The sequence below is a fragment of the Cytobacillus sp. IB215316 genome (genome assembly GCF_033963865.1).
Lineage (GTDB): Bacteria > Bacillota > Bacilli > Bacillales > SM2101 > Nanhaiella > Nanhaiella sioensis.
In genome coordinates this window covers 38,493-61,147 of the sequence record NZ_JAXBMC010000008.1, presented here as the reverse complement: position 1 = coordinate 61,147, position 22,655 = coordinate 38,493, and the positions used below count along the sequence as shown (strand labels likewise).

Below are 22,655 nucleotides of genomic sequence, written 5' to 3'. Positions count from 1 at the left end.
TAGAGAGAAAATAAGAATCCCACAGCTAAAGGTGGGATTCTTTATTATGGAGAGTCTCCATATGATTTCACTAATGTTCAAGTTTGATGATCATTAGTACATTTGTTTATATTTTTGAGGGTATTGACATTTGTAGTCATTCCATAAGTTATTTAACTGTTTTCTTCCTTCCTTTATACCAGGGTGAAATTGGATGATTGAATTATGTCTAACTTGTTCTATGTTTACAATTGATTCATTGACCTTTTCTTCGATTGCCTCATTATTTTTCATTAAGTTTGATACAATTGACAGTCCAGCGGTATTCCCTTGAGCAATTGCAACCTTAGAGCTTTCAATACCTGTGATGTTTCCTGCTACGTAGAGTCCTTCCAATGGTGTTTCCATTCTTTTGTTGTGTAAAGGAATATGGCCGCCCAATTCGGAAATATAGTAGAAGGGACAGCCAGCAACAGCTGCTAATTCTGCTAATGGGTATAGTCCACCAGAGATGCAAACAAAATCGACAAGTAATTCCCTTTCTGTCCCCTTTATAGGTTCACCACTAGAAGTAATATTAACAAGCTTAACACCTTCAACTTTAGTCTCCCCAAATATTTCTACAGCGGCAGTACGTAGATGCAGAGGTATGCCCCAAACTGATATGCCACTTTTAGGGTAAAAGTCAACTGCTATTCTTTGCAAAGTTTGATTTTTAATTAATTTACTCCCGAATCTAAGAAATACTGATGGAGCAAGGTGAGAATACTTAAGTAACGCATCCATAATTTTATGTGGATGCCCAGTTTCTTTCGTGATTTGACTGAACTTTGGAGGAACAATACTAGCCAATTCAATACCAGCAAGCTGTAATTCACGAGCTATTGCAAATGATAAAACATTTAATCCAATGACAATTCCTCTTTGACCAACTTTTACCCTGTGAACATTTGTCATCACCTGTGCGGCACCAATTGACATGACTCCGGGAAGTGTCCACCCTTGAATTGGTGTTGAATATTCAGCGGCACCTGTTGCTAATAAGACGGTTGGTGAAATAATTTGTTCTTTATTCGTATGAATAACCCAGCCATCTGTAGTTTTTTCAAGGTGGTGGACAGATACTCCACAATCGATTGTAACGCCGTTAGCTGTGGCTTGCTCCAATAAATTGTTCGCTTGTTCTATACCATTCCACCAAGTTCCATTTGGTTCTTCATGAAGTTGACCGAGAAGTCGTCCACCTGGTTTCACAAACTCATCAATTACCTTTACGTGTAAGCCATATGTAGCGCATGTTATGGCTGCCTTTAATCCAGCTGGTCCTGCTCCAATAATAACGACATCAATCATTTAGACTCCACCTCCTTTAACGGACTCGGTAGAGTTTTACTTGTTTCTACTTTCATTCCTTCTTCAACGACAGTTATGCAGGATCTAACTCCATTCGTGCCATTGACCGATAAACGGCATTCGTAACAATGTCCGATGTTACAGTATATGCCCCTCGGTGTTGCAGTCTCTTCATGATACCGTAGTGTACGTATATTATTTGCTAATAGAGCGGCAGCAATCGTATCTCCTTCATAAGCTTCGACAAGCTGTCCATCAAACATAAAAGTAATTCGTTTTTTGTCTTGTAATATGCCAAGGATTGGGTGATTCACGATACGGTTTTTTTCGGTCATTTATTTTCACCTAACAGCCCAAAAGATACTGGTCGAATAGGTGGCTGATATTTTAAGGGCTGTAGCCTCTCTGTTTCAAATTCTGAAAAATCTTGTATGAGCGATTCAAGCAGTACTCTACACGTACGACCTCCACAACAGCCCATTCCAGCACGTGTTCTTAGTTTAATTTCTCGAGAGGAACACATATATTGTTGAATAGCATTGAACACTTCCTCGTAGGTTACTTCTTCGCATCGACAGATGATCGTTTGTGCTTCGGTCATAATAGGTCACTCCTTTTTTGTGGTTCAAAAACGTTTAGAATTAACTTATTACTAACAGATGCAAGTTTTATGCCGAAGGATGGTTTATAAATGTATATTTAGTTTTTTCATTCTATTGTATAGTGTTGCTCGTGTAATTCCTAATCGCTTGGCGCATGCAAGCTTATTTCCGTTATGCAGTTTTAAAGCATGTAAGATAACCTTTTTCTCATGTGCATGTAATTCGTCACTTAATGTCCCGATCTCATGTGAAAGGATTTCAGCTGATGAAAGAGCATATGATGTCGATTCGCTTGTTTTGATAGGGTCAATTGTAAAAGGTAAATCTTCATAATTTATATTTCCTTCAGTGCTAAAAACAACCAATCTTTCCACCACATTGCGTAGCTCTCGAATATTTCCAGGCCAATCATATTGTAGTAATTGTTCCATTACAGTCTGCGATATACCATGAATTGGCCGGTTGTATCTAATGGAAAATTCATATAAAAAGTAATGCGTAAGCTCTACAATATCCTCTTGTCTTTTTCGTAATGGTGGAACATTTATACTTACAACATTTAGTCTGTAAAATAAATCTTGACGAAAATCTCCTTGCTTTACTAATGACTCAAGGTCACGATTCGTTGCAGCGATAATGTTTATATCAGCATTAATCTGTTTTGTTCCTCCAATTGGGTAGAATTTTCTTTCTTGAAGAACCCTGAGTAGTTTAACTTGCATGTCTAGCGGCATTTCACCGATTTCATCGAGAAAAAGTGTACCACCAATCGCAAGCTCAATTTTACCTTTCTTACCTTTTTGGTCCGCTCCAGAAAATGCTCCTTTCGCATATCCAAATAATTCACTTTCAAACAATGATGAAGGAATGGCTCCACAGTTTATGGGAATAAAAGGTGCATCATGAGATTCACGTGTATCATGAATGGCCTTGGCGAATAACTCTTTCCCGACTCCACTTTCACCAAGAATTAAAACAGTTGTATTTGTGGTGCATATTCTTTTTGACAATTGAATGGTTTTCTTTATAGCTGAGCTATTACCCTTTATCGTATCAAATGGATCTTTTAATCGATTTAACTTTGCTACTTCTTGTTCAAGGTGTTGGACTTTTGTAGACATATTAAATAATTCTTGATTTAGGCGAACCTGACTCGTTATGTCCATTTCGGTTACTACTGCTCCAACGATATCATTTTCTAGGTGAATGGGATTTGAGTTAATTAAGACGAATAGGTCTGAGCGAGGTTTATGTTGATGGCGGTATAAAGAGCGGCCTTCCTTTAATGTTTTCATAATTTCTAGTTTATCAATGTCAAAAAAATCGGTAATAGGATTTCCTAAAATTTGATCTTTGCTTAAGGAAAAAATTTTTTCAGCTCCTTCAGTCCAAACATGCACGATGCCTTGATGATCGATAACTGTTACTGAGGCATCGATTGTATTGATGACAGCCTCGAAGTAGGCGTTTAATGATTGGTAGGAATAATACATCTTATCTATAAACTGCTTAATACTAACATAACCTATGACTTCTTTTGTATTTTGTACAAGTACGATACTGCTGCTTGTTAATTCAGTAATTAAATGAGCAACAGAACTATTTGAAGGAATTAAACTGACTTCTTCAAGTTGTGTAGTGGATTTGTCTAAAGGTGCAAAAAAGTAATGATCCTGATCTTTGACAAAGACCATTGGATAATTGTCTATGTTAGTTAAATCGTTAGAAGCATGCTGTTCATTAAATTCTTCTTTTGAATATAATAAAAACTCAGTATTAATAAAATCAATGGCATTCGTATATGTTATTGACATTAGTACCCTCCCTAATTTATGTATGTCTTTTTTTACACATTAAAAAATATTATACACTCATTTTATTTCATTGTTAGAACATTTACAATATTTAAATTATAAAATAACGACTTTATATTAGATATCATTATTAGCTTACTCATTTTTTATATGATTTTATATTTTTACTACATTGGTATACTTCTTGCAATATGTAACTAAAGCTATAGTAGTTAGGAAGGAGTCTATCATGTGTACGACAAAACATTGTGAAGTCTTAGTTATTGGTGGAGGTGTAATAGGAAGCGCAGTTGCATATTACGTTTCCAAATCAGGATACAATGTAACTGTCATTGAAAAAGGGGAACTAGCTAGTGGAACTTCATCAAGGTGTGATGGGAACATCTTAGCAATTGATAAAGACCCCGGCTTTGATAGTCAAATGTCCCTTGAGAGTCAAAGACTCGTTGATCAATTAAGTAAAGAATTAGAGCACACTTTTGAATATAGAGCACCAGGAAGTATTTTAGTTTGTGAAAATGAACAGGAGATGGTGGCAGCAGAAGAATGGGTTAGAAAGCAGAAGGCAGCTGGACTTCCGTTTCGAATGCTTGATAGATTTGATATAAAGCAAGAATCTCCGTATTTTGCTGATGACCTACTCGGAGGAGTGGAATGTCAAACAGATTCAACAGTCAACCCATATTTAATGACATTTTCATTATTTGAAGGGGCGAGGAAGTATGGAGCTCAGGTTGTTACTCATACTGAAGTAAAACAAGTGAAGAAAACAAAGAATAATCAATTTATAGTAGAAACATCAAACGGGACTTTTACATCAACATATGTCGTGAACGCTGCAGGGGTATGGGCTCCTAGAATAGGTGAAATGTTGGGCATCACTATTCCAATTAAACCAAGAAAAGGACATATTATCGTTGCAGCAAGGCAACAGCCAATTGGTCTTCGTAAGGTAATGGAATTTGGCTATTTAATCTCTAAATTCGGTGGGAAAAGAATGGTTGATGAGACAACAGAGAAGTATGGAGTTGCCCTCGTTTTTGAGCCAACAGCTAGTCAAAATTTTCTTATAGGGAGCAGCAGACAATTTGTCGGATTTAATACGACTGTAGATATGGAAGTGATAAAGTGTATGGCTAAGAGGGCGATTCGTTTTTATCCTAAGCTAGCTGACTTTTCACTCATTCGAACATATGCAGGATTACGTCCGTATACAGAGGATCATTTACCGATCATTTCACAAGTTGAAGAGATACCAAACTTCTTTATAGCAGCAGGGCATGAAGGAGATGGTATTAGCTTGGCAGCGATCACTGGAAAATTAATTGATGATCTTATACAAGAAAAGTCAGAATCGGCGGTTCCATTAAAACCACTAAGATACGATCGTTTTAAAGAGAGGGTGACACAATAATGAAAGCAAGGCAGGTGTTTTCAACAATTGACACACATACAGGAGGGAATCCAACAAGAACTGTAATTAATGGTCTCCCAAAGTTAGAGGGCAAAACGATGTCTGACAAAATGCTATACATGAAAAGTAATTATGATTATATCCGGCAGTTTTTAATGTACGAACCGAGAGGACATGATGTGATGTCAGGTGCCTTAATCACAGAGCCTTGTCACCCTGAAGCAGATATTGGCGTGATTTACATTGAAACAGGCGGCTATTTACCAATGTGTGGTCACGATACAATTGGAGTTTGCACAGCACTAGTTGAAGCAGGGATGATTAATATCCAGGAGCCGATTACAACACTTACATTAGATACACCTGCAGGGCTGGTCAAGGTTAATATAACAATCTCTAATGGTAAAGCAATAGAGGTAGCCTTTTGTAATATCCCTTCTTTTTTATTGAAAAGCATTAACGTAAACCTCGATGGCTATGGAGATGTTCATTGTGACATTGCATACGGAGGGAATTTTTATGCAATAACAGACGCGAGAAAATTGGGGCTAGAACTCAACCCTGCAAATGCATCAAATATAGTAGAAATAGCTGTAAAACTTCGTGATAAAATAAATGAAAGCACTGAAATTGCTCATCCTGAACACCCATTTATTAATGGCTTAACTCATGTAGAATTTTTTACGTACCCAAGTAACCAAAATGCACACGTGAAAAATACAGTAGTCGTCCCACCTGGTGGTATTGACCGTTCTCCATGTGGTACAGGGACGTCTGCAAAACTTGCGACATTATATGCAAAAAATGAGATAGCATTAAATGAGCTATTTATTCATGAGAGTATCGTTGGAACGACGTTTAAAGGAAGAGTAATACAAACGACTTCAGTAGAAAATGTTGAAGCAGTAATCACCGAAATATCTGGCTCTGCTTGGGTAATGGGCATGCACCATTTCTTTTACAATCCAAAAGATAAGCTGAAGGACGGATTTCTACTCATTCCACCAATGGAGGGACATGAGTAATATAGGTATCTAGCATGCTACTTTAGCATAATTTGTTGCGATTTTTTTATAATAATAGACTGTAAGACGAAGCTTAATAGAAACACCAATCATTAAAAGTAACAAAATGCCATTAACGCTAAATATAACATGCTTATATGTTAGAACAAAACGCAACAATCAATACGAATAAGCCATTAATATGATCAACAAGAGGTGGAGTAATGGAATTTAACAAATTGATTACAACTGTTGATGTGCACGCGGCAGGTGAACCACTAAGAATCATCACTGGTGGAGTTCCTCCAATAAGGGGGAAAACGATGGAAGAAAAAAAAGATTACTTGGCAAATCACTATGAAATTATAAGTCATATTCTTATGAAAGAACCACGAGGACATGCAGGTATGAAGGGGTGTATGATTACTGAACCTGTTCATGAAGATGCTCATTTTGGAATGATATTTTTCAGCAATGAAGGGTATTCATCTATGTATGGTCAAGGGATTATTGAAGTTGTAACCGCTGCTATCGAGACAGGTTTAATAGACATGAATAGCATATCAAAAGATATAATTATCGACAGTGTAGCTGGCAAGGTCATAGCCCATGCACAATGGGATCGAACAACAGTAGAATCAGTAAACTTTCAGTACAGTCCATCATATTTTGATATGATGAACATACAATTAAATGTTCCACATCGTATGTTGAATGTTGATATTGCATACGGTGGTGGATACTATGCAATTGTAAGGGTTGAAGACATAGGGATAGAGCTTGATGTTACAAATTTAGTAGCATTTCGCAAAATCGTCAAAGAGATTAACAATCAAATCGATATAGATTTACTTAGCCATAGTCATGGAGCTGTAAAAGAAATAAGTGGAGTGATATTATATGACGAAAGTCAGTTAAATAGTTCAAAAGTACAGTTATTAGTAATGAACAGTACAGGTCATATTGATCGATCGCCTTCAGTAAGCGGTATTAGTGCTTTAATGGCAGCATTGCACCATTATGGCAAGATACAATATCAAGACAAAATTATTTTTGAAAGTATAATAGGTGGTCAGTTGGTAGGAGAAATGAGTTCTATTACAAAATATGATGGTAATGATGCAATTACAATACAAATAACCGGTTCTGCATTTATAACAGGGCTACACCAATTTCTAGTAGATGAAGATGACCCTTTAAAGAATGGATTTTTATTAAAGTAAAGATTGAATATACCGCTGATTAAAGAATAGACTTTGTCATATGGAGTACACAAGTAACTTATGTACCGTTTCTTAACTATAGCAATCATCCAACAAATCTGTTTTCAGTTTAGTAACGATCATTCTTAACAATCACTACATGTTTTATCTCTGATTTTAAAAAGGTTGTTTTCACACGAATCGTTCATTTACGTATGTCAGAAATAGTATCAAATAGAGTTGGTGCCATCTTTTTACCTGTAACATTAAGGCAATCGTGTAACATTAATTCAAGAGCTGCAATTCAACAGTGTTTACAAAAAGTGGATTAATAAGCATAATTCTACTAAAGCGTTTTGCTAGCTTTGTATGCGTACTTGTATAGATGAAAGTCGGATCCTGATTCATTTTGGATTCGACTTTTTTAACTATGCGAATTATTTCAATTATATGGGGATTATGTACAAGCACACATGATTTAGCTGCATATAGTGAAATAAGGAGTCGATAAATGATGAACAAAACACTTATCGTGGATGTATCACACCACCAAATCACTAGTAATATTAATTGGGCAAAGGCTGCTGAAGAAGTAGCGTTAATGATTATTAGAGTGCAATATGGTTCTACTGTTATTGATCGTGAATACGTCAAACATGTGCATAACTGTAAAAAATATGGTATTCCATTTGCTCATTATGCATACGCTAGGTTTGTCAGTGAAAACGACGCAATTGTAGAAGCACGTGATTTCCTTAATAGAATTGATCCAGCTGCCAAGTTTTTAGTGGTCGATGTTGAGGAAAAAACAACGCCCACCGTTGCACAGATGAAACCTGCTACTCAAGCATTTATTGACGTGTGTAAAGCAAGTGGTTGGAAAGTAGGATTGTACACGGGTCATCACCTTTATAAACCTTTCGGTATGGATAAAGTGAACGCAGATTTCCTATGGCTTCCTCGATACGGTAGCAACGACGGTACCCAGCAAAAGAAACCAGACTATCCTTGTGAAATTTGGCAATACACTAGCAAGGGAAAAGTATCATGGTACAACGGTAATCTTGACTTAAACACTTTGAATGGGAGCAAGTCGTTAGCATGGTTTATCGGTGAGGATGAAGAGCCTGTTGAAAAAAAAGACTATGAAGGACATTGGGCAGAGAACTCGATCCGCAAAGCGATGAATAAAGGAGTTCTTACAGCTAACAGCGAAGGAAACTTCAGAGTGAACGAACATGTAACGAGAGCACAGCTAGCCACAGTTCTAGATCGATTAAAGCTATTAGAATAACAATCGTTATTTGTAAAATAACTAGCAAGAATCTACTAAACATATGCCTATTGATTTTTGAGATTTAAGTTGATAGAAAGCTAAAAGAAAAAAGGTATATAGCTATACTATGTAGAAATAGAATATAGACGAATGAAGCAGAGGTTGTAGAAGGGATGATGAAATGATGCATGAATGTAACGTGAAAGTACGCTTTTCTGAAACAGACGCATTAGGACATGTCAATAACACTAGTTATTTTATTTACTTAGAGGAAGCTAGGGTTGAATATTTTAAGCAATTTGATCCACATTGTGATATTAAAGATTGGAAATATGTTGTAGTTTCAATAAAATGTGATTTTATTAATCAAGCTTTTTTTGACCAGCAATTAAGAATTTTGTCAAGAGTATCGCACGTAGGTACAAAAAGCTTTAAAATAGAGCATTTAATTGTTGATGCTCATTCCAATCAACATATCGCAAAAGGGGAAGCTGTGATTGTCTATTTCAATTTTGAAACACAGCAAAGCGAGGTTATTCCGGATCAATTAAGGTTGGAACTAGAAAAAGAATTGGTAGTTTAAAAAAAAGAAACGGCTAGATGTTCTATTAAAAGTGTTAGGAACATTAAAAAAATATATCTCTTTATTGTTAGACATTATAAAGAATAATTAAACGAAGGATGGTAGGCAATATATTAAGTTGCTCTATTTATCCTTTTTTTATCAACGTGGAGTAAGAGTTCATATGTATAATATGTACTTTAATGGCAAATGGAATGAAATACATTTTCACACAATTGAATGACAATTTGACCTTACTAATAAAAAATTGATTGTTAGACAGCAAATTCGTTTTAGTAAAAATTTCGATTTTATTAGGAAGTGCCGTAAGCTTCAACAACCTGTCCTAGCAATCGAGCATCTCCTATTCTTATACAGTTATTTGAAATAACATTATGAAAAAGGAATATATTTTATAGAGAATTGCTTTGTTCAGTTTATTTTTCGATGACTAATTCCGTTTATGAGTAAATGGGGGGTAATAATGGTAACAAATGTTTACAATGTTTTATTAATTGTTTGTTGCTTGTATTTAGTATGGAAAAAAGATGAAGAAGAATCGTATTTTCCCTTAAAAGTAGTAGGATATTTTATATTAGGATCCTTTGCTTTTAGTTTCAATCAAATCACACTTCCTCTTGGGTTTATATTGTATATATTATTCTTTAGACCAGCTTTAAATGTAGAAGTCAAGCGAATGGCAGCAGTATTTGGTGTTATTACTTTTATCATTGTCCATTGGATTTTACCATATGCTATTAATGAATGGCAAAGCCGCCCATTATTTATTGAGCATGAACTTGGTTCAGTATATACAATTAACTTTCAAGACGAATATGAGCTGATTAAGGAAAAATTAGAATTAGAGGAACTCAATTTAAGGCTTAAGAATTTTGAATTAGACTATGTTAAAGATGGAAGAATTACAGCTTTTAGCTGGCAGTTCTTCGAACAGAAAGGCAATAGCTATAATCTTTATAATATTCGATATGACTTTGATAAAGTGAGGTATCGAATAACGCACAGTCAACTTGATACATGGGTAGATTACAATCGAATAATTGAAAGTGCCCATTTCTTTGAAAATCTCAATGTACTTGATATTAGAGATATAACTTACGCTAAGGGTGACTTTTCTTCATATGGTATTCAAAGTTCAGGGGAGCGGGTCAATTATGCTATAGAAAATCGTACTCATTTCATCATATTAAATGGTGAAATAGACTTATTAGAGGACAATCAATTACCTGTTGAAGGTTATTATTTTTCAGCTTATGCGTTGGAAAAAACAGGTGAGGAACGAGATGCACAAGGAAATATAACACAAAGAAGCTATCGAGGTACTCAAGTTACTGATTATCTATTTAACGTCAAGAGATAGAGATAAAAAATCTTACCTTGATTTTTGTGTGCTGAAGTTTGTCATGTCAATGGGTATTCAAATGACATGTTGATCTAGAATAAAGAAACCAATCAAAATAGATCGTACTAGTTGTTCCATGGCGTTGTATTGAATGCGTTTTTTCATCGTATTTTCCTAGGATTTCGGCTACCTATTAATGTATACTTTCTCCTCATTCTCACATTCCTTATATAGTAGCATGTTTCTAGAAATTACTTTCTTATAAAAAGTAATACTATATTACTGTTATAACAAATCCATCCGGTTAGAGGTCTAAATAATAAAGTACACCTCTAAATATTAGTGATGTACTTGATCATTATTATTATATAATGTGTGATATAACAGACAAATATAAACTCAATCTATAAAAAGCAACTTTCGTTTATCTTTAACTTCTGGTGCCTAGAAAAAGGTTTACTATCTTAATAGTTTAAAACAAAACGTTCTATACGATTTAAACCCTCTGTTAAAGTTTCCATAGAATATGCGTATGATAGACGAATATAATCTTCTCCATAAGAGGAAAAAGCACTTCCAGGAACGACTGCTACCCTTGCTTCCTTCACTAACTTTATTGCAAACTCATAGGATGTTAACTTGAACTGTTTAATGGATGGAAATATATAAAATGCACCCGTAGGTTTAGTAACTGGGAGCCCAATTTTTTCTAGTCGACTTTCGACATACTCCAATCTTTGTCGATATGTATCTTTCATTGAAATAGCATCATTTTTACCATTAGTGAGTGCTTCATAAGCAGCTTTTTGGGAAATAGAAGATGCGCAAGAAACGTTATATTGATGGACTTTTAAAATATGTTTAACTAGGAACGACGGAGCAAATAAAAAACCAATACGCCACCCGGTCATTGAGTGTGATTTACTTAGCCCATTAATGACTATCGTTTTATTCGGTAAATAGCTTGCAATTGAATGATGTCTTCCTATGAACACAAGTTCACTATAAATCTCATCTGATAGTACAAAAATATTTTTATCTTTTAATAATGCCGCGATCTCCTCTAACTCATCAGGTGTGAGAGTAACTCCTGTTGGATTTGAAGGGTAAGGTAATACAATACAACGTGTTTTCTCAGTAATATGTTCTTCGATCAATTTTGCCGTCAGTTTAAAATCACTCGCTGTTGTATCAACATGAATAGCCTTTGCACCACAAAGTTTTATGATTGGTTCGTAACCTGGGTAAACTGGACCAGGAAGTATGACCTCTGTACCTTCCTCTAAAATCGTTCTAAAAGCGATATCTATTGCCTGACTTGCACCTATCGTAACAATGACTTCACTTTCTGGATAATATTGCAAACTGTATTTCTCCAATACAAAAGCTGATGCTGCTCTTCGTAATGCTAGATCACCTGCATTAGGAGTGTATGTAGTATAGTTGTTTGTTATAGATTCAATACCTGCGTCTTTAATATGGCTTGGTGTATGAAAGTCAGGTTGGCCGATTGTTAAAGATATTACGTCTTCAAAATCTGCAACAAAGTTAAAAAATTTTCGTATGCCAGATATTTCAATATTTTTTACACGTGAATTAATAAGGTGTTCCATGTTAACTTACATCCTTCCGAACAAAATTTAAAAGCTGTCTCATATAAAAAGATTAAGATTAGTATATAAATAATGACTGCATTTGTCCAAAAAAGATGAAATCATTCGAAAGAAATGATTTAAAAAACGTCGAATTTTTACAAGTTTCTCTAAAATACTGTGATAAAGTAATAGAACATTTTATAGAAAGGCTTCTTTCGTACCTTTGTTATTGTCACTGCATTAAAACTGCGATAGGAGGTTTTATGCAACAGTCATCACGTTAACGACGAATTCAAGCCTTAGTAAAAAAGGGAGGAAGAAAACATGGAGTATGAACTTAGTTGTAAAGGGAGTGCCTTACCTTGTGAAGTGACAATTGACGAAGACAATGGGAGGTATATGATTCGTAAAGCGGATTCTAGTGGTGAAATTTTTAATAGTCCAGTGGAGCTAGTGAGGTGGATTGTTGAAAATTGGCACCCTGAAGATTTTCGAGACCAGACTCAATTTACTAATATGGTGAAGGAAATTCAATCCTATTTCCCTATTAATAGCAAATAGATTTATGTCAGCATTGATTGTTTGCTGCAACCATTAATTCATTGAAAGGCGGGAGGTATATGGAACGAGAAATTACTGCAAAGGATATGATGATGAAGGATGACCATTATGTCTGGCACTCCATGAAACCATATGACCCTAAATCGACGATGGTAATAAGTCAAGCAAAAGGATCTTGGATAACTGATATAAACGGGAATAAATATTTAGATGCAATGTCTGGACTATGGTGTGTAAATGTAGGGTATGGTCGTAAAGAACTTGCTGAAGCTGCATATGACCAATTATTGGAATGTCCATATGTCCCACTTACTCAAAGTCATATACCAGCTATTCATTTAGCTGAAAAGCTCACTAACTTGTTGGGCGATGACTATGTTTTCTTTTTTTCAAATAGTGGTTCCGAAGCGAATGAAACCGCATTCAAAATTGTCAGACAATATCATCAACAACGTGGTGATCACCATCGATACAAAATTATATCTCGTTATAGAGGTTATCATGGAAATACCTTTGGTTCGTTAGCTGCTACAGGTCAGGCACAAAGGAAATATAAATATGAACCGCTTGCATCAGGCTTTATTCATGTTGCCCCACCTGATGCTTACAGGTCTGAAGAAGACACTACTGTAAAAGACCCGGTTGATATAGCATCTGTTAAAGCGATTGATAACGTGATGACATGGGAGTTAAGCGAGACGATTGCTGCTGTAATCATGGAACCGATCATTACGGGTGGTGGTATTTTAATGCCCCCAGATGGGTATATGAAAGGTGTAAAAAAAGTATGTGAAAAACATGGTGCCCTCCTTATCTCAGACGAAGTCATTTGCGGTTTTGGGCGAACTGGAGAGCCATTTGGATACATGAATTATGATGTTAAACCGGACATTATTACAATGGCAAAAGGAATTACGAGTGCTTATCTACCTTTAGCAGCAACAGCTGTTCGAAAAAATATTTATGATTCGTTTAATGGTTCAGAGCAATATGATTTTTTCCGTCATGTCAATACTTTTGGTGGTAACCCTGCAGCTTGTGCACTTGCAATGAAAAATATTGAAATTATGGAGCAGGAACAGCTCTTTGAGCGATCAAAAAGACTAGGTTCAACTATATTAGAAGAGTTTGATGATAGGCTTGAAGATCATCCCTACGTGGGAAATATACGAGGGAAGGGACTGCTAATTGGAATAGAATTAGTTATCGATAAAGCCTCAAAACAACCATTAGCTATTGACAAAGTAAATAAAGTAATTGAGGTTTGTAAAAATCATGGGGTAATCATCGGGAAAAATGGGATGACTGTTTCAGGGTATAACAATGTTTTGACAATTTCACCACCTTTAACAATTAATGATGAAGATGTGAATTTATTAATTAAAGTTGTTACCCAAGCGTTATATGAAATCTGCTAGTAAAACGAATGGTAGCTGTGTCATTTATACAGAGTAGTAACAATACTTCTTCTACATACATTAATGTTTTAAATCCAAAATTTTAAATCTATTATAAGGGCTGTTTAAACATTGCTTTGAACAGCTCAATCTTGACAGTTATATTCGATAAGTATTGTTAAAGGGAACTTGAATGATCTCACAACAAATAAGTATGGTCGAAAGGATGGTGATAAGATGAGAGTTGGCATTCCAAAAGAAATTAAAACAAGTGAAAGTAGAGTAGCGCTTACACCAGCTGGCGTACTACATTTAACGCGAGCTGGACATAAAGTTTTTATTGAAAGTGGTGCTGGCCTACAATCTGGTTTTTTTGATGAATTGTATATTGAAGCTGGTGCAGAAATTATTGAATCTGCAAAAACAGCTTGGGAATGTGATATGGTGATGAAAGTTAAAGAGCCTTTAACAGAAGAATATCATTACTTTTATGAGGGATTAATTATATTTACTTATTTGCATTTAGCAACAAATCGGGAGCTAACAGAAGCACTCGCCGAGAAAAAAGTAGTCGCTATAGCATATGAAACAGTTCAAATGCAAGACAAGACTTTACCTTTATTAACTCCAATGAGTGAAGTTGCAGGGAGAATGTCCACACAAATTGGCGCACAGTTTCTAGAAAAATCTAAAGGCGGTAAAGGGGTACTACTTGGAGGAGTGCCCGGGGTGAAAAGAGGAAAGGTCACGATTATAGGTGGTGGAGTAGTTGGCACCAATGCCGCAAAAATAGCAATAGGGCTTGGGGCAAATGTGTCAATTATTGATGTTAATCCTAATAGGCTGAGGGAGCTAGATGACATTTTTGGAACCTCAATTCAAACACTTATGTCTGATCCGTATACAATTGGGCAAGCAGTATTAGATTCGGATTTAGTTATAGGAGCAGTGCTCATACCAGGGGCAAAGGCACCAAAGCTTGTATCGTCGGAAATGGTTAGGATGATGGAAGAGAGGTCTGTGATCGTTGATGTAGCAATCGATCAAGGGGGTATATTTGAAACGACAGATAGGGTTACTACACATAAGGACCCAACCTATGTAACACATGGTGTAGTGCATTATGCTGTAGGAAATATGCCTGGGGCGGTGCCTAGAACATCTACAATCGCTTTAACAAATGTCACGATACCATATGCTGTCAATATTGCAAGTAAAGGCTATAAAAATGCATGCCTGGACTGTCCAGCTCTGTTAAAAGGCGTCAACGCTGCTGGAGGGTTTATTACGTATAAAGAAGTCGCTGATGCACATAGTCTTTCATACAGAGAAGTAAATACGGCATTAAATGAAGGTCAAAAAGTATAAAAAAGAGGGAGGTAATCACGTGGTAACCTCCCTATTCCACGTTGTTGAAAAGTGAAATGAAAAGGAAAAGGTATGATAATACTCAATGGAAATTGATTAACTAATATGTTAAACAAAATGCTCCAAGTACGATAATCAACAGAATAAATAGTACAACAATTAACGCAAACGTAGATCCAAAGGCTCCTCCTACTCCTGGACCGTAGCCGTATCCAGGATAGCCAGCGCCAGCTACACCGTAGTTACACATTAATAAATCACCCCACTTTCTCATTCTCTATATATGTCTATGACATATTTATAATTTTGTCTGTACGAATGTGCATGATTAAAACGTACAATTTATTGTTTGGGTTGGAAACCGTATGAGTGTACAAACTTTCACTTTTTTGTATTAAGCTCTTTTCGTGAAATTTACAGCTAATTTACGTAAATTAGAAGATGAAGATATCGTTTTACGTAACAGTCATCGTTTATTTGAGGAAAGGATACGACGCGATCAAGTTGTTTACATGTTTATTTTGTAATACGATAAACAACAATCTATGTGAAAACAGCCTTATTTGAATATAGTATCGTATGCTGTTAGTATTATGATCGGTGAAAATATAAATCAAGAAAGGGTTGTTTACGTTGTCGACAGTAAACGAAGAATTTTCTAAAACTCTTATACAATCATTGAAGGGGGAGCGTGGGCATATCCCTATTAACAGAGCGCTATCTGATATTGATGGGCAACTTGCAGGGGAAAGCATCGAAGGTTTACCATATACAATTTATCAACTTCTAGGTCATATGTCGTATTGGCAGGATTTTTTCTTAGAATTTCTTCAAGGTGGAAACCGTGACCTACCTAAGAATGCAATGGATACTTGGCCACAGGATAAATCCCCATCTAGTAACGAAGAATGGATAAAGCTTGTAGAACATTTTTTAAATGGCATTGATAAAGCATGTGAAATAACACGAAAGATACGACTAGATGAGCCATTACAAAATTGGCCTACTGAAACGCCAGTAAGCTCATTACGTAATATCGCTTCACATAATACATATCATTTAGGCGAAATTATTTTAATTCGACGATTACTTGGCGCATGGCCCCCGCCTGGTGGAGGTTATCCGGCATAAAATGAATACACATAATGCAAGCTCCAGTATGCCTATTATAGTACACTGGAGCGATAACTAAATTTTTTATAAGTAACTAAGGTTTCTTTCTTTAAAATTTCGTACTAAGAAATGAAACATAACTAGCGTTTGTAGCAACTTCTCTTCTTGAAAATGGTGAGAATTAGCTGTTTAAATTTGAAAGCCATAGTGCCAACGTGTACAAAGAGGGTTTTACTTAATATCCATAATCCCAATCAACTTCTTCCTCATGCCACATAACAGGTGACACTTGGCCAAATTCTACATTTTTATTGTCAATAGAGCAATTACATTGTTGACATCCACACTGTTTTTTTATTTCATGGTATATTGATTTATCAACGTCTTCTAATATTGTTACAGGTCGAGTCTCTTTGAATAAAATGGCTGTACCCTTCATATAAATCTTCCCCTTTTTACATGCTAATTTATGTGATCATTTATCGTGATTTTTAAATTCACCTACATTTTATTCCGAGTGATTTCAAATGTCTATAGAAATGTGAAAGTGTTCACAAATAATCCTCAATTTATATCAAACTTTTTTCTAATTAGAAATGATGTTCACCATTTGTATTTTTAATATGAATCAATGTCATAGTATAGCGCTTCCATTATAATGGCTCACTTCATAAAATTTGTTGTTACGGTCCCTAGACTAGAAGATTAAGTTGTCGTTATTAAAGAAGAAAAGACGGCACGAAATCTAGTGATATTCGTGATTATTTATTAATAATAAGCTACAAACTATTTGAAAACAGCCTTGTAAAAAGAGTATTTAATATAGGTGTGTTTTCATGACTTGTAGGATAAAACAGTTTTGTATATGTGAAAACAACACTAAAGTGTCTATGAAATTACAATTTATAGAAGTAATATAGTTACAATCTTACAAATAAGTTAACTGAGTGGCATCTAAGTAGTCATGCCAAAGAGACAGTCATTATAGAGGTTCCATTAGCTCTGGTGGAACACATTGTATGTGTTTAGCAATATTTTAATATTGTAATGGAATATAAAGTAGATAAAGCAACACGCTGAGGAGGTATGAACAATGAGTTCTTACAGAAAAAAAGGCTTAATATTCGGTGTTTTATTAATATTAGGATTAGTTTCAGGTATGTTCTCAACAGTTCCAGCTCTAGAGCAATCGGATTACCTAATTAAATTATCATCAATCAAAGTGCAAGTTCTTGTGGCTATATTTTTTCAATTTACTATGGCCACTGTATATGTTTGTGTGGCTGTTTTAATATATCCAATAATCAAGAAATATAATGAAGGAATAGCTCTTGCGTATTTCGGATTCAGAATTATTGGAGCAGCATTTCTTTTTATTGGAATAGTTTCTCTGATGTTACTGTTATTCATAAGTGAACGTTTTATGATAGAAAGTCAGCCAGATCTATCCTATTTCAAAACTATTGGAGAATTGCTTCGATTATTTAGAGATGGGATGAATCATATTGGAATGATACTGCCGTGGAGTTTAGGTGGTTTAATTCTATATTTTTGTTCTTTTCGAATGAATCTTTTTCCTAAATGGCTATCAATTTGGGGTTTTATTGGCTGTAATTTAACACTGGTAGTAACATTTCTATTGATGTTTGATGTAATTAAATTAATAACACCAATTTACTTTATTATGAATACACCAACAGCTATATTTGAATTGGTTCTGGCTGTTTATTTGATAATGAAAGGTTTCAATCCAATAGTTGAAGACTAATATTATAAATGAGTTAAAATATGAGCATCTTGTTTAAAATGTGTTTCTCTAAGTAATTCATTAAATAGAAATTAGACGATTCTGTTGTCATTTTATTAACACCTTGACCATATTCTAAATTTACTTAATAAGAGAATAATAGAACTTAATGTTGTTAGGATTAGCCTCTGTTCGTGAAACTTTTTTGCACTTACTATTGAATAACTGCTGATGATGATTCTAGCCTTTAGAGGTGAAAAGGTACTAATCGTGTGCTAATTACGAAATGCAACAATTAATATGTAAAAAGTCAAAGTTAACGAAAGAGTATTGCGGAGTGTGCATTTACAGCAACATGGCACACTTTTTATTAATAGCTTACTCTGATTTGAAGTTAATTATAGATTATTATTCTTTTAATATATTAAAGGAGGAGATTAGGATAAAAGCGATAGTATGTGAGAATTATGGTTCACCTGAAGTCTTGGAACTAAAAGATGTGAAAAAGCCAATGCCAAAGGACAATGAAGTATTGATTAGAGTAAATGCAACTTCTATAAATTATGGAGATTTAGTGGCTCGAAATTTTAATGAAATTTCTCCTAGTAAATTTAACATGCCGTTGCTTTTCTGGGCACTTTCTAAATTTTACTTCGGATTTCGGAAGCCAAAGATAAATATTCTAGGAAGTGAGTTTGCTGGGCAAATTGAATTAGTAGGAAAAGATGTCAAATCATTTAAATTAGGAGATGAGGTTTTTGGATATCTCGGTCAAAATATGGGTGCTTATGCAGAGTATATTTGTCTAACTGAAAAAGGGATATTAGCCACAAAACCAACGAATATGAGTTTTGAGGAAGCCACTGTCGTCCCTTATGGGGCAATGACGGCATTGAATTTACTTCGAAAAGTAGAAGTTCGTAGTGGACAAAAAGTACTTATAAATGGCGCGTCTGGGAGTATAGGTTCAGCCGCAGTACAGATTGCAAAATACTTTGGTGCAGAAGTTACTGGAGTATGTAGTACTTCGAGAGTAGAATATGTGAAGGCTCTGGGAGCTGACAATGTCATTGATTACACAACTGATGATTTTACGAAAAACGGTGAAACATACGATCTTATTTTTGACATATTAGGCAAGAGTTCGTTTCAAAGATGTAAAGGCTCACTAAAGCAAAATGGCTATTATCTTTTAGCCAGCTTTAAGATAAAACAGCTGTATGAAATGCTGTGGACTTCAATGTTCAGCAGTAAGAAAGTAATCTGTGCATTGTCTACAGAGAAGGCTGAAGATTTACATTTCCTAAAGGAGCTTATTGAGAAGGGGAAGATCATATCGGTCATTGATAGATCCTTTCCCTTGGAACAGACTGATGATGCTCACAGGTATGTTGAATCCGGACAAAAAAAGGGGTTTGTAGTTATTACTATGTAAATTTTTTAAGGCTCTTTTCTTAAACTTTGTTGCTTGTTTCACTTACATTAGCAATTGAATTGTATTATATGATTTTATAGTCTTTAGAGAAGAAAAGAGCCTTTTTTAACTGTTACAATTACATATTACTTCCTTTTGAATTAAAGTTTTGTAATAATGACTATAATGAAAAAAATCCATAATTTAGTAATAAAAAGAATAGAATTAATAATTTGTAAAGGAGAAAGTAATGAATTATCAACAAGCCTTACAAAAGTATATAGAAGCGACAAATTCTCATGATTTCAACAATGTGAAAAAAGTTCTTCATGAAAATGCCGTTTATTGGTTTACAGACAAGTCTTGTGTAAATTTAGAAGAAATTCAAAGTTATTTCGAAAATGCGTGGCATACAATCAAAGACGAGGTATATGCAGCAAAGGATGTAGAGTGGATTACAGTAGATCAAAAAACTGCCTCTTGTATATATACATATCATTATGAAGGGTATTATAATGGCAAATTTGTTACAGGAAGTGGGCGAGCAACAAATATCTTTGTCAAAAATAATGATTATGACGACTGGAAGTTAATCCACGAACATTTAAGTAGTCTTTGATTGAACTAAAAAGTCACACCTCTTTGTTAGTACTTCATGAGAAAGAAGAGCGTTCTTGGAATGAAAAACAATAATTCAATCGAAAGCATCTTAAATTACAGAGGAACGACATATAATTCATACAAATAGAGGATTTATATGGAGGGGTTATAATGAAAATTCATAAAATGACATTTTTTATAATCTCACTGTTTATTCTTGTTTCTTGTTCATCAAAAACGATTGGTGAACCGGATATTAGTGAGCAAGTTTTTGATGAATTAGGTGAAGGAGTAGTAATTCCAGAATTTGAAAACTATCCAATGGTATTTGCTATCATACAAATGCCACCAATAGGTAATAGTAAAAAATTAACTATAGTATATGCTGAAGAAAGAGGAGAAATCATAGAGGACTTTAGTGATCCCGCAGTGATACAAGCTTATGAGAAAGAAACAAATTCCAAATTTTTATATGGAGTATATGAAGGAAAAACTGTATTGGAATATACTTACATTGAAGACGGAGGAATATCCTTTTCAAACGGAAAAACAATGGTTTTGAATGGAAAAACGATTGAATATGTAGAAAAAAAGAATGATAAGAATGAATTTTTATTTGTAGCGTTAAATTATGAAGAGGCTGCTTATTCTTTTACATTTAATTTGAGTGAAGAGTTTGTACAAGAAGTAGCATTCGAAATTGTAGAAAGTGTCATTAACGTAGTAGATAATGAGTTGGATTCTTAGTTTGCCCTTTGTTACATTTCTGACCAACTGACAAAATGATGGATGGGAATATTATAAATTATATTGTCATATTTTACGAATTTCAAATGATGACAGTTGACTACCATATAAAATGCATTTCAAAGCAATGGTGAAAGTTGTAAAGGAGTTGGAGAAAGAATGGTAGCTGATGGCTGATATAATATCAATGTCTTGTTGTAGTAGACTAAATACGCCTGGTTCCTTGTCATATCTCAATGATAAGGAACCGGGATTTTTTGTATTAATAAGAAACTGATAGTGAAATGAAATAACGTCATTCATCAATAATTATGCTCGATGAAATTCGAATGATGTAGTTAATTAGCTACTAAGTTAAATATTTTGAAATGGAGCTTTAGTTAAGAAGGAGAGTTTACGGTGAGGACATATTTTAGAATAATCATTTTTCATTACTATTAGTTGACGTACCGAAAAACTAATAGAAAGATTTTACTACAATGCATGCCACAGTATGTATAGTTTAACTACTGAAAAATAGAATAGTAGTTTGGATGTAAAATAGGGCAACCTTTTTCTTTATTTATTATTATAATAATAGTAAAGTGAAAATAGAGAATTAGTTAGTGTAGAAGAGGGGGATCATTTTAATGGCTACAAAAAATGGTATATTACTTGAAAGTGGTACAAATGAACTAGAAATAGTAGAATTCGGTATTGGTAACAATAAATTTGGCATCAATGTTATAAAAGTTAAAGAGATTATTAATCCAGTTGTAGTTACAGAAGTACCACATGTACACCCAAACGTAGAAGGTATTATTGAGTTGCGTGGGGAGGTTCTTCCAGTTGTAGATGTTGCTAAGGCACTTGGGTTTTCTAAGTCGAATAATCCAAAACTTGATAAGTTTATCGTTGCTGAATTTAATCAACAAAAAATTGTGTTTCACGTTCATACTGTGACACAGATTCATCGAATTTCTTGGGATAAAATTGAAAAGCCTTCAGATATGTACCAAGGTTTAGAAAGTCAAATTATTGGTGTAGTAAAAATGGAGAGTGACATGTTGTTGTTGCTTGATTTTGAAAAGATTGTTGTTGACATTAATCCAGATTCGGGTGTGAATGTGAATAAAGTGAAGAAGTTAGGTAAACGAGAGAGATCATCTAAAAGACTGGTCATCGCTGAAGATTCACCTTTATTAAGGAAACAGTTAGAAGATACGTTAAAAGAAGCAGGCTTCAGTAACCTTGAGTTTTTTGAAAATGGTAAAGAAGCATTAGCTTACTTGGAACAGACAATTAATGCAGGAAAAGAGATTACAGAGGTAGTACAACTCGTGATAACTGACATAGAAATGCCTCAAATGGATGGTCATCATTTTACTAGACGCATTAAAGAGGATAAGAAGTTATCAAAATTACCAGTAGTCATTTTTTCTTCTTTAATAACGGACGACCTTCGACACAAAGGGCAAATGGTAGGTGCAGAAGGGCAAGTAAGTAAACCGGAAATTGACCAATTAGTACATTTAATAGATGAGTTAATAAAATAAAAATTAGGT

At 34.7% G+C, this 22,655-nt stretch carries 22 protein-coding genes; 15 read left to right on the top strand and 7 right to left on the bottom strand.

What is annotated here, in order from left to right; all coding sequences use genetic code 11:
- Positions 1–93 precede the first annotated feature (93 nt).
- The 4 genes from SLH48_RS13745 to SLH48_RS13730 form a co-directional block, all read right to left on the bottom strand.
- The gene (locus SLH48_RS13745) at positions 94–1,332 is read right to left on the bottom strand and encodes an NAD(P)/FAD-dependent oxidoreductase (protein ID WP_320258650.1); all 1,239 of its coding nucleotides are present in this window, start codon (positions 1,330–1,332) and stop codon (positions 94–96) included.
- Positions 1,329–1,667, bottom strand: coding sequence for a (2Fe-2S)-binding protein (locus SLH48_RS13740; RefSeq protein WP_320258649.1), 339 nt, complete (start codon positions 1,665–1,667; stop codon positions 1,329–1,331). The genes SLH48_RS13745 and SLH48_RS13740 overlap by 4 nt, the downstream gene beginning before the upstream one ends.
- Positions 1,664–1,936 carry a (2Fe-2S)-binding protein gene (locus tag SLH48_RS13735; RefSeq protein ID WP_413785427.1) on the bottom strand — a complete coding sequence of 91 codons (273 nt, stop codon included), beginning with the start codon at positions 1,934–1,936 and terminating at the stop codon, positions 1,664–1,666. Before SLH48_RS13735 ends, SLH48_RS13740 begins: the two co-directional genes overlap by 4 nt.
- Before the next feature lie 81 nt (positions 1,937–2,017).
- The gene (locus SLH48_RS13730) at positions 2,018–3,748 is read right to left on the bottom strand and encodes a sigma-54 interaction domain-containing protein (protein ID WP_320258648.1); all 1,731 of its coding nucleotides are present in this window, start codon (positions 3,746–3,748) and stop codon (positions 2,018–2,020) included.
- A gap of 229 nt (positions 3,749–3,977) precedes the next feature.
- Here SLH48_RS13730 and SLH48_RS13725 point away from each other — a divergent pair, with 229 nt between their 5' ends.
- The 6 genes from SLH48_RS13725 (at position 3,978) to SLH48_RS13700 (ending at position 10,587) form a co-directional block, all read left to right on the top strand.
- On the top strand, positions 3,978–5,162 hold the full coding sequence (locus SLH48_RS13725) for an FAD-dependent oxidoreductase (protein WP_320258647.1): 1,185 nt from the start codon (positions 3,978–3,980) through the stop codon (positions 5,160–5,162).
- Positions 5,162–6,187 (top strand): proline racemase family protein, encoded by a 1,026-nt coding sequence (locus SLH48_RS13720; RefSeq protein ID WP_214481291.1) that lies wholly within the window; start codon positions 5,162–5,164, stop codon positions 6,185–6,187. The genes SLH48_RS13725 and SLH48_RS13720 overlap by 1 nt, the downstream gene beginning before the upstream one ends.
- Before the next feature lie 203 nt (positions 6,188–6,390).
- Positions 6,391–7,389 (top strand): proline racemase family protein, encoded by a 999-nt coding sequence (locus SLH48_RS13715; RefSeq protein ID WP_320258646.1) that lies wholly within the window; start codon positions 6,391–6,393, stop codon positions 7,387–7,389.
- 490 nt (positions 7,390–7,879) lie between these two features.
- Positions 7,880–8,662 (top strand): GH25 family lysozyme, encoded by a 783-nt coding sequence (locus tag SLH48_RS13710; protein ID WP_320258645.1) that lies wholly within the window; start codon positions 7,880–7,882, stop codon positions 8,660–8,662.
- Positions 8,663–8,825: 163 nt separating this feature from the next.
- Complete coding sequence (locus SLH48_RS13705; protein WP_214481288.1) at positions 8,826–9,227, top strand: acyl-CoA thioesterase; 402 nt, start codon at positions 8,826–8,828, stop codon at positions 9,225–9,227.
- A 463-nt stretch (positions 9,228–9,690) separates the two neighbouring features.
- On the top strand, positions 9,691–10,587 hold the full coding sequence (locus SLH48_RS13700; RefSeq protein ID WP_320258644.1) for a hypothetical protein: 897 nt from the start codon (positions 9,691–9,693) through the stop codon (positions 10,585–10,587).
- Positions 10,588–11,033: 446 nt separating this feature from the next.
- On the opposite strand, the gene SLH48_RS13695 is transcribed toward SLH48_RS13700, so the two are convergent.
- A complete protein-coding gene (locus SLH48_RS13695) occupies positions 11,034–12,182 on the bottom strand; it encodes an aminotransferase A (RefSeq protein ID WP_320258643.1) in 1,149 nt (382 codons plus the stop codon).
- A 306-nt stretch (positions 12,183–12,488) separates the two neighbouring features.
- Here SLH48_RS13695 and SLH48_RS13690 point away from each other — a divergent pair, with 306 nt between their 5' ends.
- The 3 genes from SLH48_RS13690 (at position 12,489) to ald (ending at position 15,490) form a co-directional block, all read left to right on the top strand.
- Positions 12,489–12,725 (top strand): hypothetical protein, encoded by a 237-nt coding sequence (locus SLH48_RS13690; RefSeq protein WP_320258642.1) that lies wholly within the window; start codon positions 12,489–12,491, stop codon positions 12,723–12,725.
- Positions 12,726–12,784: 59 nt separating this feature from the next.
- Positions 12,785–14,143 (top strand): aspartate aminotransferase family protein, encoded by a 1,359-nt coding sequence (locus tag SLH48_RS13685; RefSeq protein WP_214481284.1) that lies wholly within the window; start codon positions 12,785–12,787, stop codon positions 14,141–14,143.
- Between the two features lie 216 nt (positions 14,144–14,359).
- Positions 14,360–15,490, top strand: coding sequence for an alanine dehydrogenase (ald, locus tag SLH48_RS13680; protein WP_320258641.1), 1,131 nt, complete (start codon positions 14,360–14,362; stop codon positions 15,488–15,490).
- 100 nt (positions 15,491–15,590) lie between these two features.
- Here the strand turns inward: ald and SLH48_RS13675 are convergent, their stop codons facing one another.
- Positions 15,591–15,740, bottom strand: a complete 150-nt coding sequence (locus SLH48_RS13675) for a YjcZ family sporulation protein (protein WP_214481282.1) — start codon at positions 15,738–15,740, stop codon at positions 15,591–15,593.
- 383 nt (positions 15,741–16,123) lie between these two features.
- Here SLH48_RS13675 and SLH48_RS13670 point away from each other — a divergent pair, with 383 nt between their 5' ends.
- Positions 16,124–16,621: a DinB family protein gene (locus SLH48_RS13670; RefSeq protein WP_320258640.1), complete on the top strand. Its 498-nt coding sequence runs from the start codon at positions 16,124–16,126 to the stop codon at positions 16,619–16,621.
- A 217-nt stretch (positions 16,622–16,838) separates the two neighbouring features.
- On the opposite strand, the gene SLH48_RS13665 is transcribed toward SLH48_RS13670, so the two are convergent.
- Positions 16,839–17,042: a hypothetical protein gene (locus SLH48_RS13665; RefSeq protein WP_214481280.1), complete on the bottom strand. Its 204-nt coding sequence runs from the start codon at positions 17,040–17,042 to the stop codon at positions 16,839–16,841.
- Between the two features lie 654 nt (positions 17,043–17,696).
- Here SLH48_RS13665 and SLH48_RS13660 point away from each other — a divergent pair.
- The 5 genes from SLH48_RS13660 (at position 17,697) to SLH48_RS13640 (ending at position 22,646) form a co-directional block, all read left to right on the top strand.
- A complete protein-coding gene (locus SLH48_RS13660; RefSeq protein WP_320258639.1) occupies positions 17,697–18,371 on the top strand; it encodes a DUF4386 domain-containing protein in 675 nt (224 codons plus the stop codon).
- Positions 18,372–18,792: 421 nt separating this feature from the next.
- A complete protein-coding gene (locus SLH48_RS13655) occupies positions 18,793–19,785 on the top strand; it encodes an NAD(P)-dependent alcohol dehydrogenase (protein ID WP_320258735.1) in 993 nt (330 codons plus the stop codon).
- Between the two features lie 229 nt (positions 19,786–20,014).
- Entirely contained in the window at positions 20,015–20,383 is a 369-nt protein-coding gene (locus SLH48_RS13650; protein ID WP_320258638.1) for a nuclear transport factor 2 family protein, read from the top strand.
- Positions 20,384–20,535: 152 nt separating this feature from the next.
- Positions 20,536–21,111, top strand: coding sequence for a hypothetical protein (locus SLH48_RS13645; RefSeq protein ID WP_320258637.1), 576 nt, complete (start codon positions 20,536–20,538; stop codon positions 21,109–21,111).
- Positions 21,112–21,740: 629 nt separating this feature from the next.
- Positions 21,741–22,646, top strand: a complete 906-nt coding sequence (locus tag SLH48_RS13640; protein ID WP_214481276.1) for a chemotaxis protein — start codon at positions 21,741–21,743, stop codon at positions 22,644–22,646.
- The last annotated feature ends 9 nt before the right edge of the window (positions 22,647–22,655 follow it).

Excerpts from the sequence above, each read along its gene's own strand:
- SLH48_RS13715 (WP_320258646.1), top strand. The coding sequence starts at position 6,391 with ATGGAATTTAACAAATTGATTACAACTGTTGATGTGCACGCGGCAGGT.
- SLH48_RS13685 (WP_214481284.1), top strand. The coding sequence starts at position 12,785 with ATGGAACGAGAAATTACTGCAAAGGATATGATGATGAAGGATGACCAT.
- SLH48_RS13730 (WP_320258648.1), bottom strand. The coding sequence starts at position 3,748 with ATGTCAATAACATATACGAATGCCATTGATTTTATTAATACTGAGTTT.
- SLH48_RS13690 (WP_320258642.1), top strand. The coding sequence starts at position 12,489 with ATGGAGTATGAACTTAGTTGTAAAGGGAGTGCCTTACCTTGTGAAGTG.
- SLH48_RS13645 (WP_320258637.1), top strand. The coding sequence starts at position 20,536 with ATGAAAATTCATAAAATGACATTTTTTATAATCTCACTGTTTATTCTT.
- SLH48_RS13705 (WP_214481288.1), top strand. The coding sequence starts at position 8,826 with ATGATGCATGAATGTAACGTGAAAGTACGCTTTTCTGAAACAGACGCA.
- SLH48_RS13725 (WP_320258647.1), top strand. The coding sequence starts at position 3,978 with ATGTGTACGACAAAACATTGTGAAGTCTTAGTTATTGGTGGAGGTGTA.
- SLH48_RS13660 (WP_320258639.1), top strand. The coding sequence starts at position 17,697 with ATGAGTTCTTACAGAAAAAAAGGCTTAATATTCGGTGTTTTATTAATA.
- SLH48_RS13695 (WP_320258643.1), bottom strand. The coding sequence starts at position 12,182 with ATGGAACACCTTATTAATTCACGTGTAAAAAATATTGAAATATCTGGC.
- SLH48_RS13710 (WP_320258645.1), top strand. The coding sequence starts at position 7,880 with ATGATGAACAAAACACTTATCGTGGATGTATCACACCACCAAATCACT.
- SLH48_RS13650 (WP_320258638.1), top strand. The coding sequence starts at position 20,015 with ATGAATTATCAACAAGCCTTACAAAAGTATATAGAAGCGACAAATTCT.
- SLH48_RS13640 (WP_214481276.1), top strand. The coding sequence starts at position 21,741 with ATGGCTACAAAAAATGGTATATTACTTGAAAGTGGTACAAATGAACTA.
- ald (WP_320258641.1), top strand. The coding sequence starts at position 14,360 with ATGAGAGTTGGCATTCCAAAAGAAATTAAAACAAGTGAAAGTAGAGTA.
- SLH48_RS13665 (WP_214481280.1), bottom strand. The coding sequence starts at position 17,042 with ATGAAGGGTACAGCCATTTTATTCAAAGAGACTCGACCTGTAACAATA.
- SLH48_RS13675 (WP_214481282.1), bottom strand. The coding sequence starts at position 15,740 with ATGTGTAACTACGGTGTAGCTGGCGCTGGCTATCCTGGATACGGCTAC.
- SLH48_RS13740 (WP_320258649.1), bottom strand. The coding sequence starts at position 1,667 with ATGACCGAAAAAAACCGTATCGTGAATCACCCAATCCTTGGCATATTA.
- SLH48_RS13700 (WP_320258644.1), top strand. The coding sequence starts at position 9,691 with ATGGTAACAAATGTTTACAATGTTTTATTAATTGTTTGTTGCTTGTAT.
- SLH48_RS13720 (WP_214481291.1), top strand. The coding sequence starts at position 5,162 with ATGAAAGCAAGGCAGGTGTTTTCAACAATTGACACACATACAGGAGGG.
- SLH48_RS13745 (WP_320258650.1), bottom strand. The coding sequence starts at position 1,332 with ATGATTGATGTCGTTATTATTGGAGCAGGACCAGCTGGATTAAAGGCA.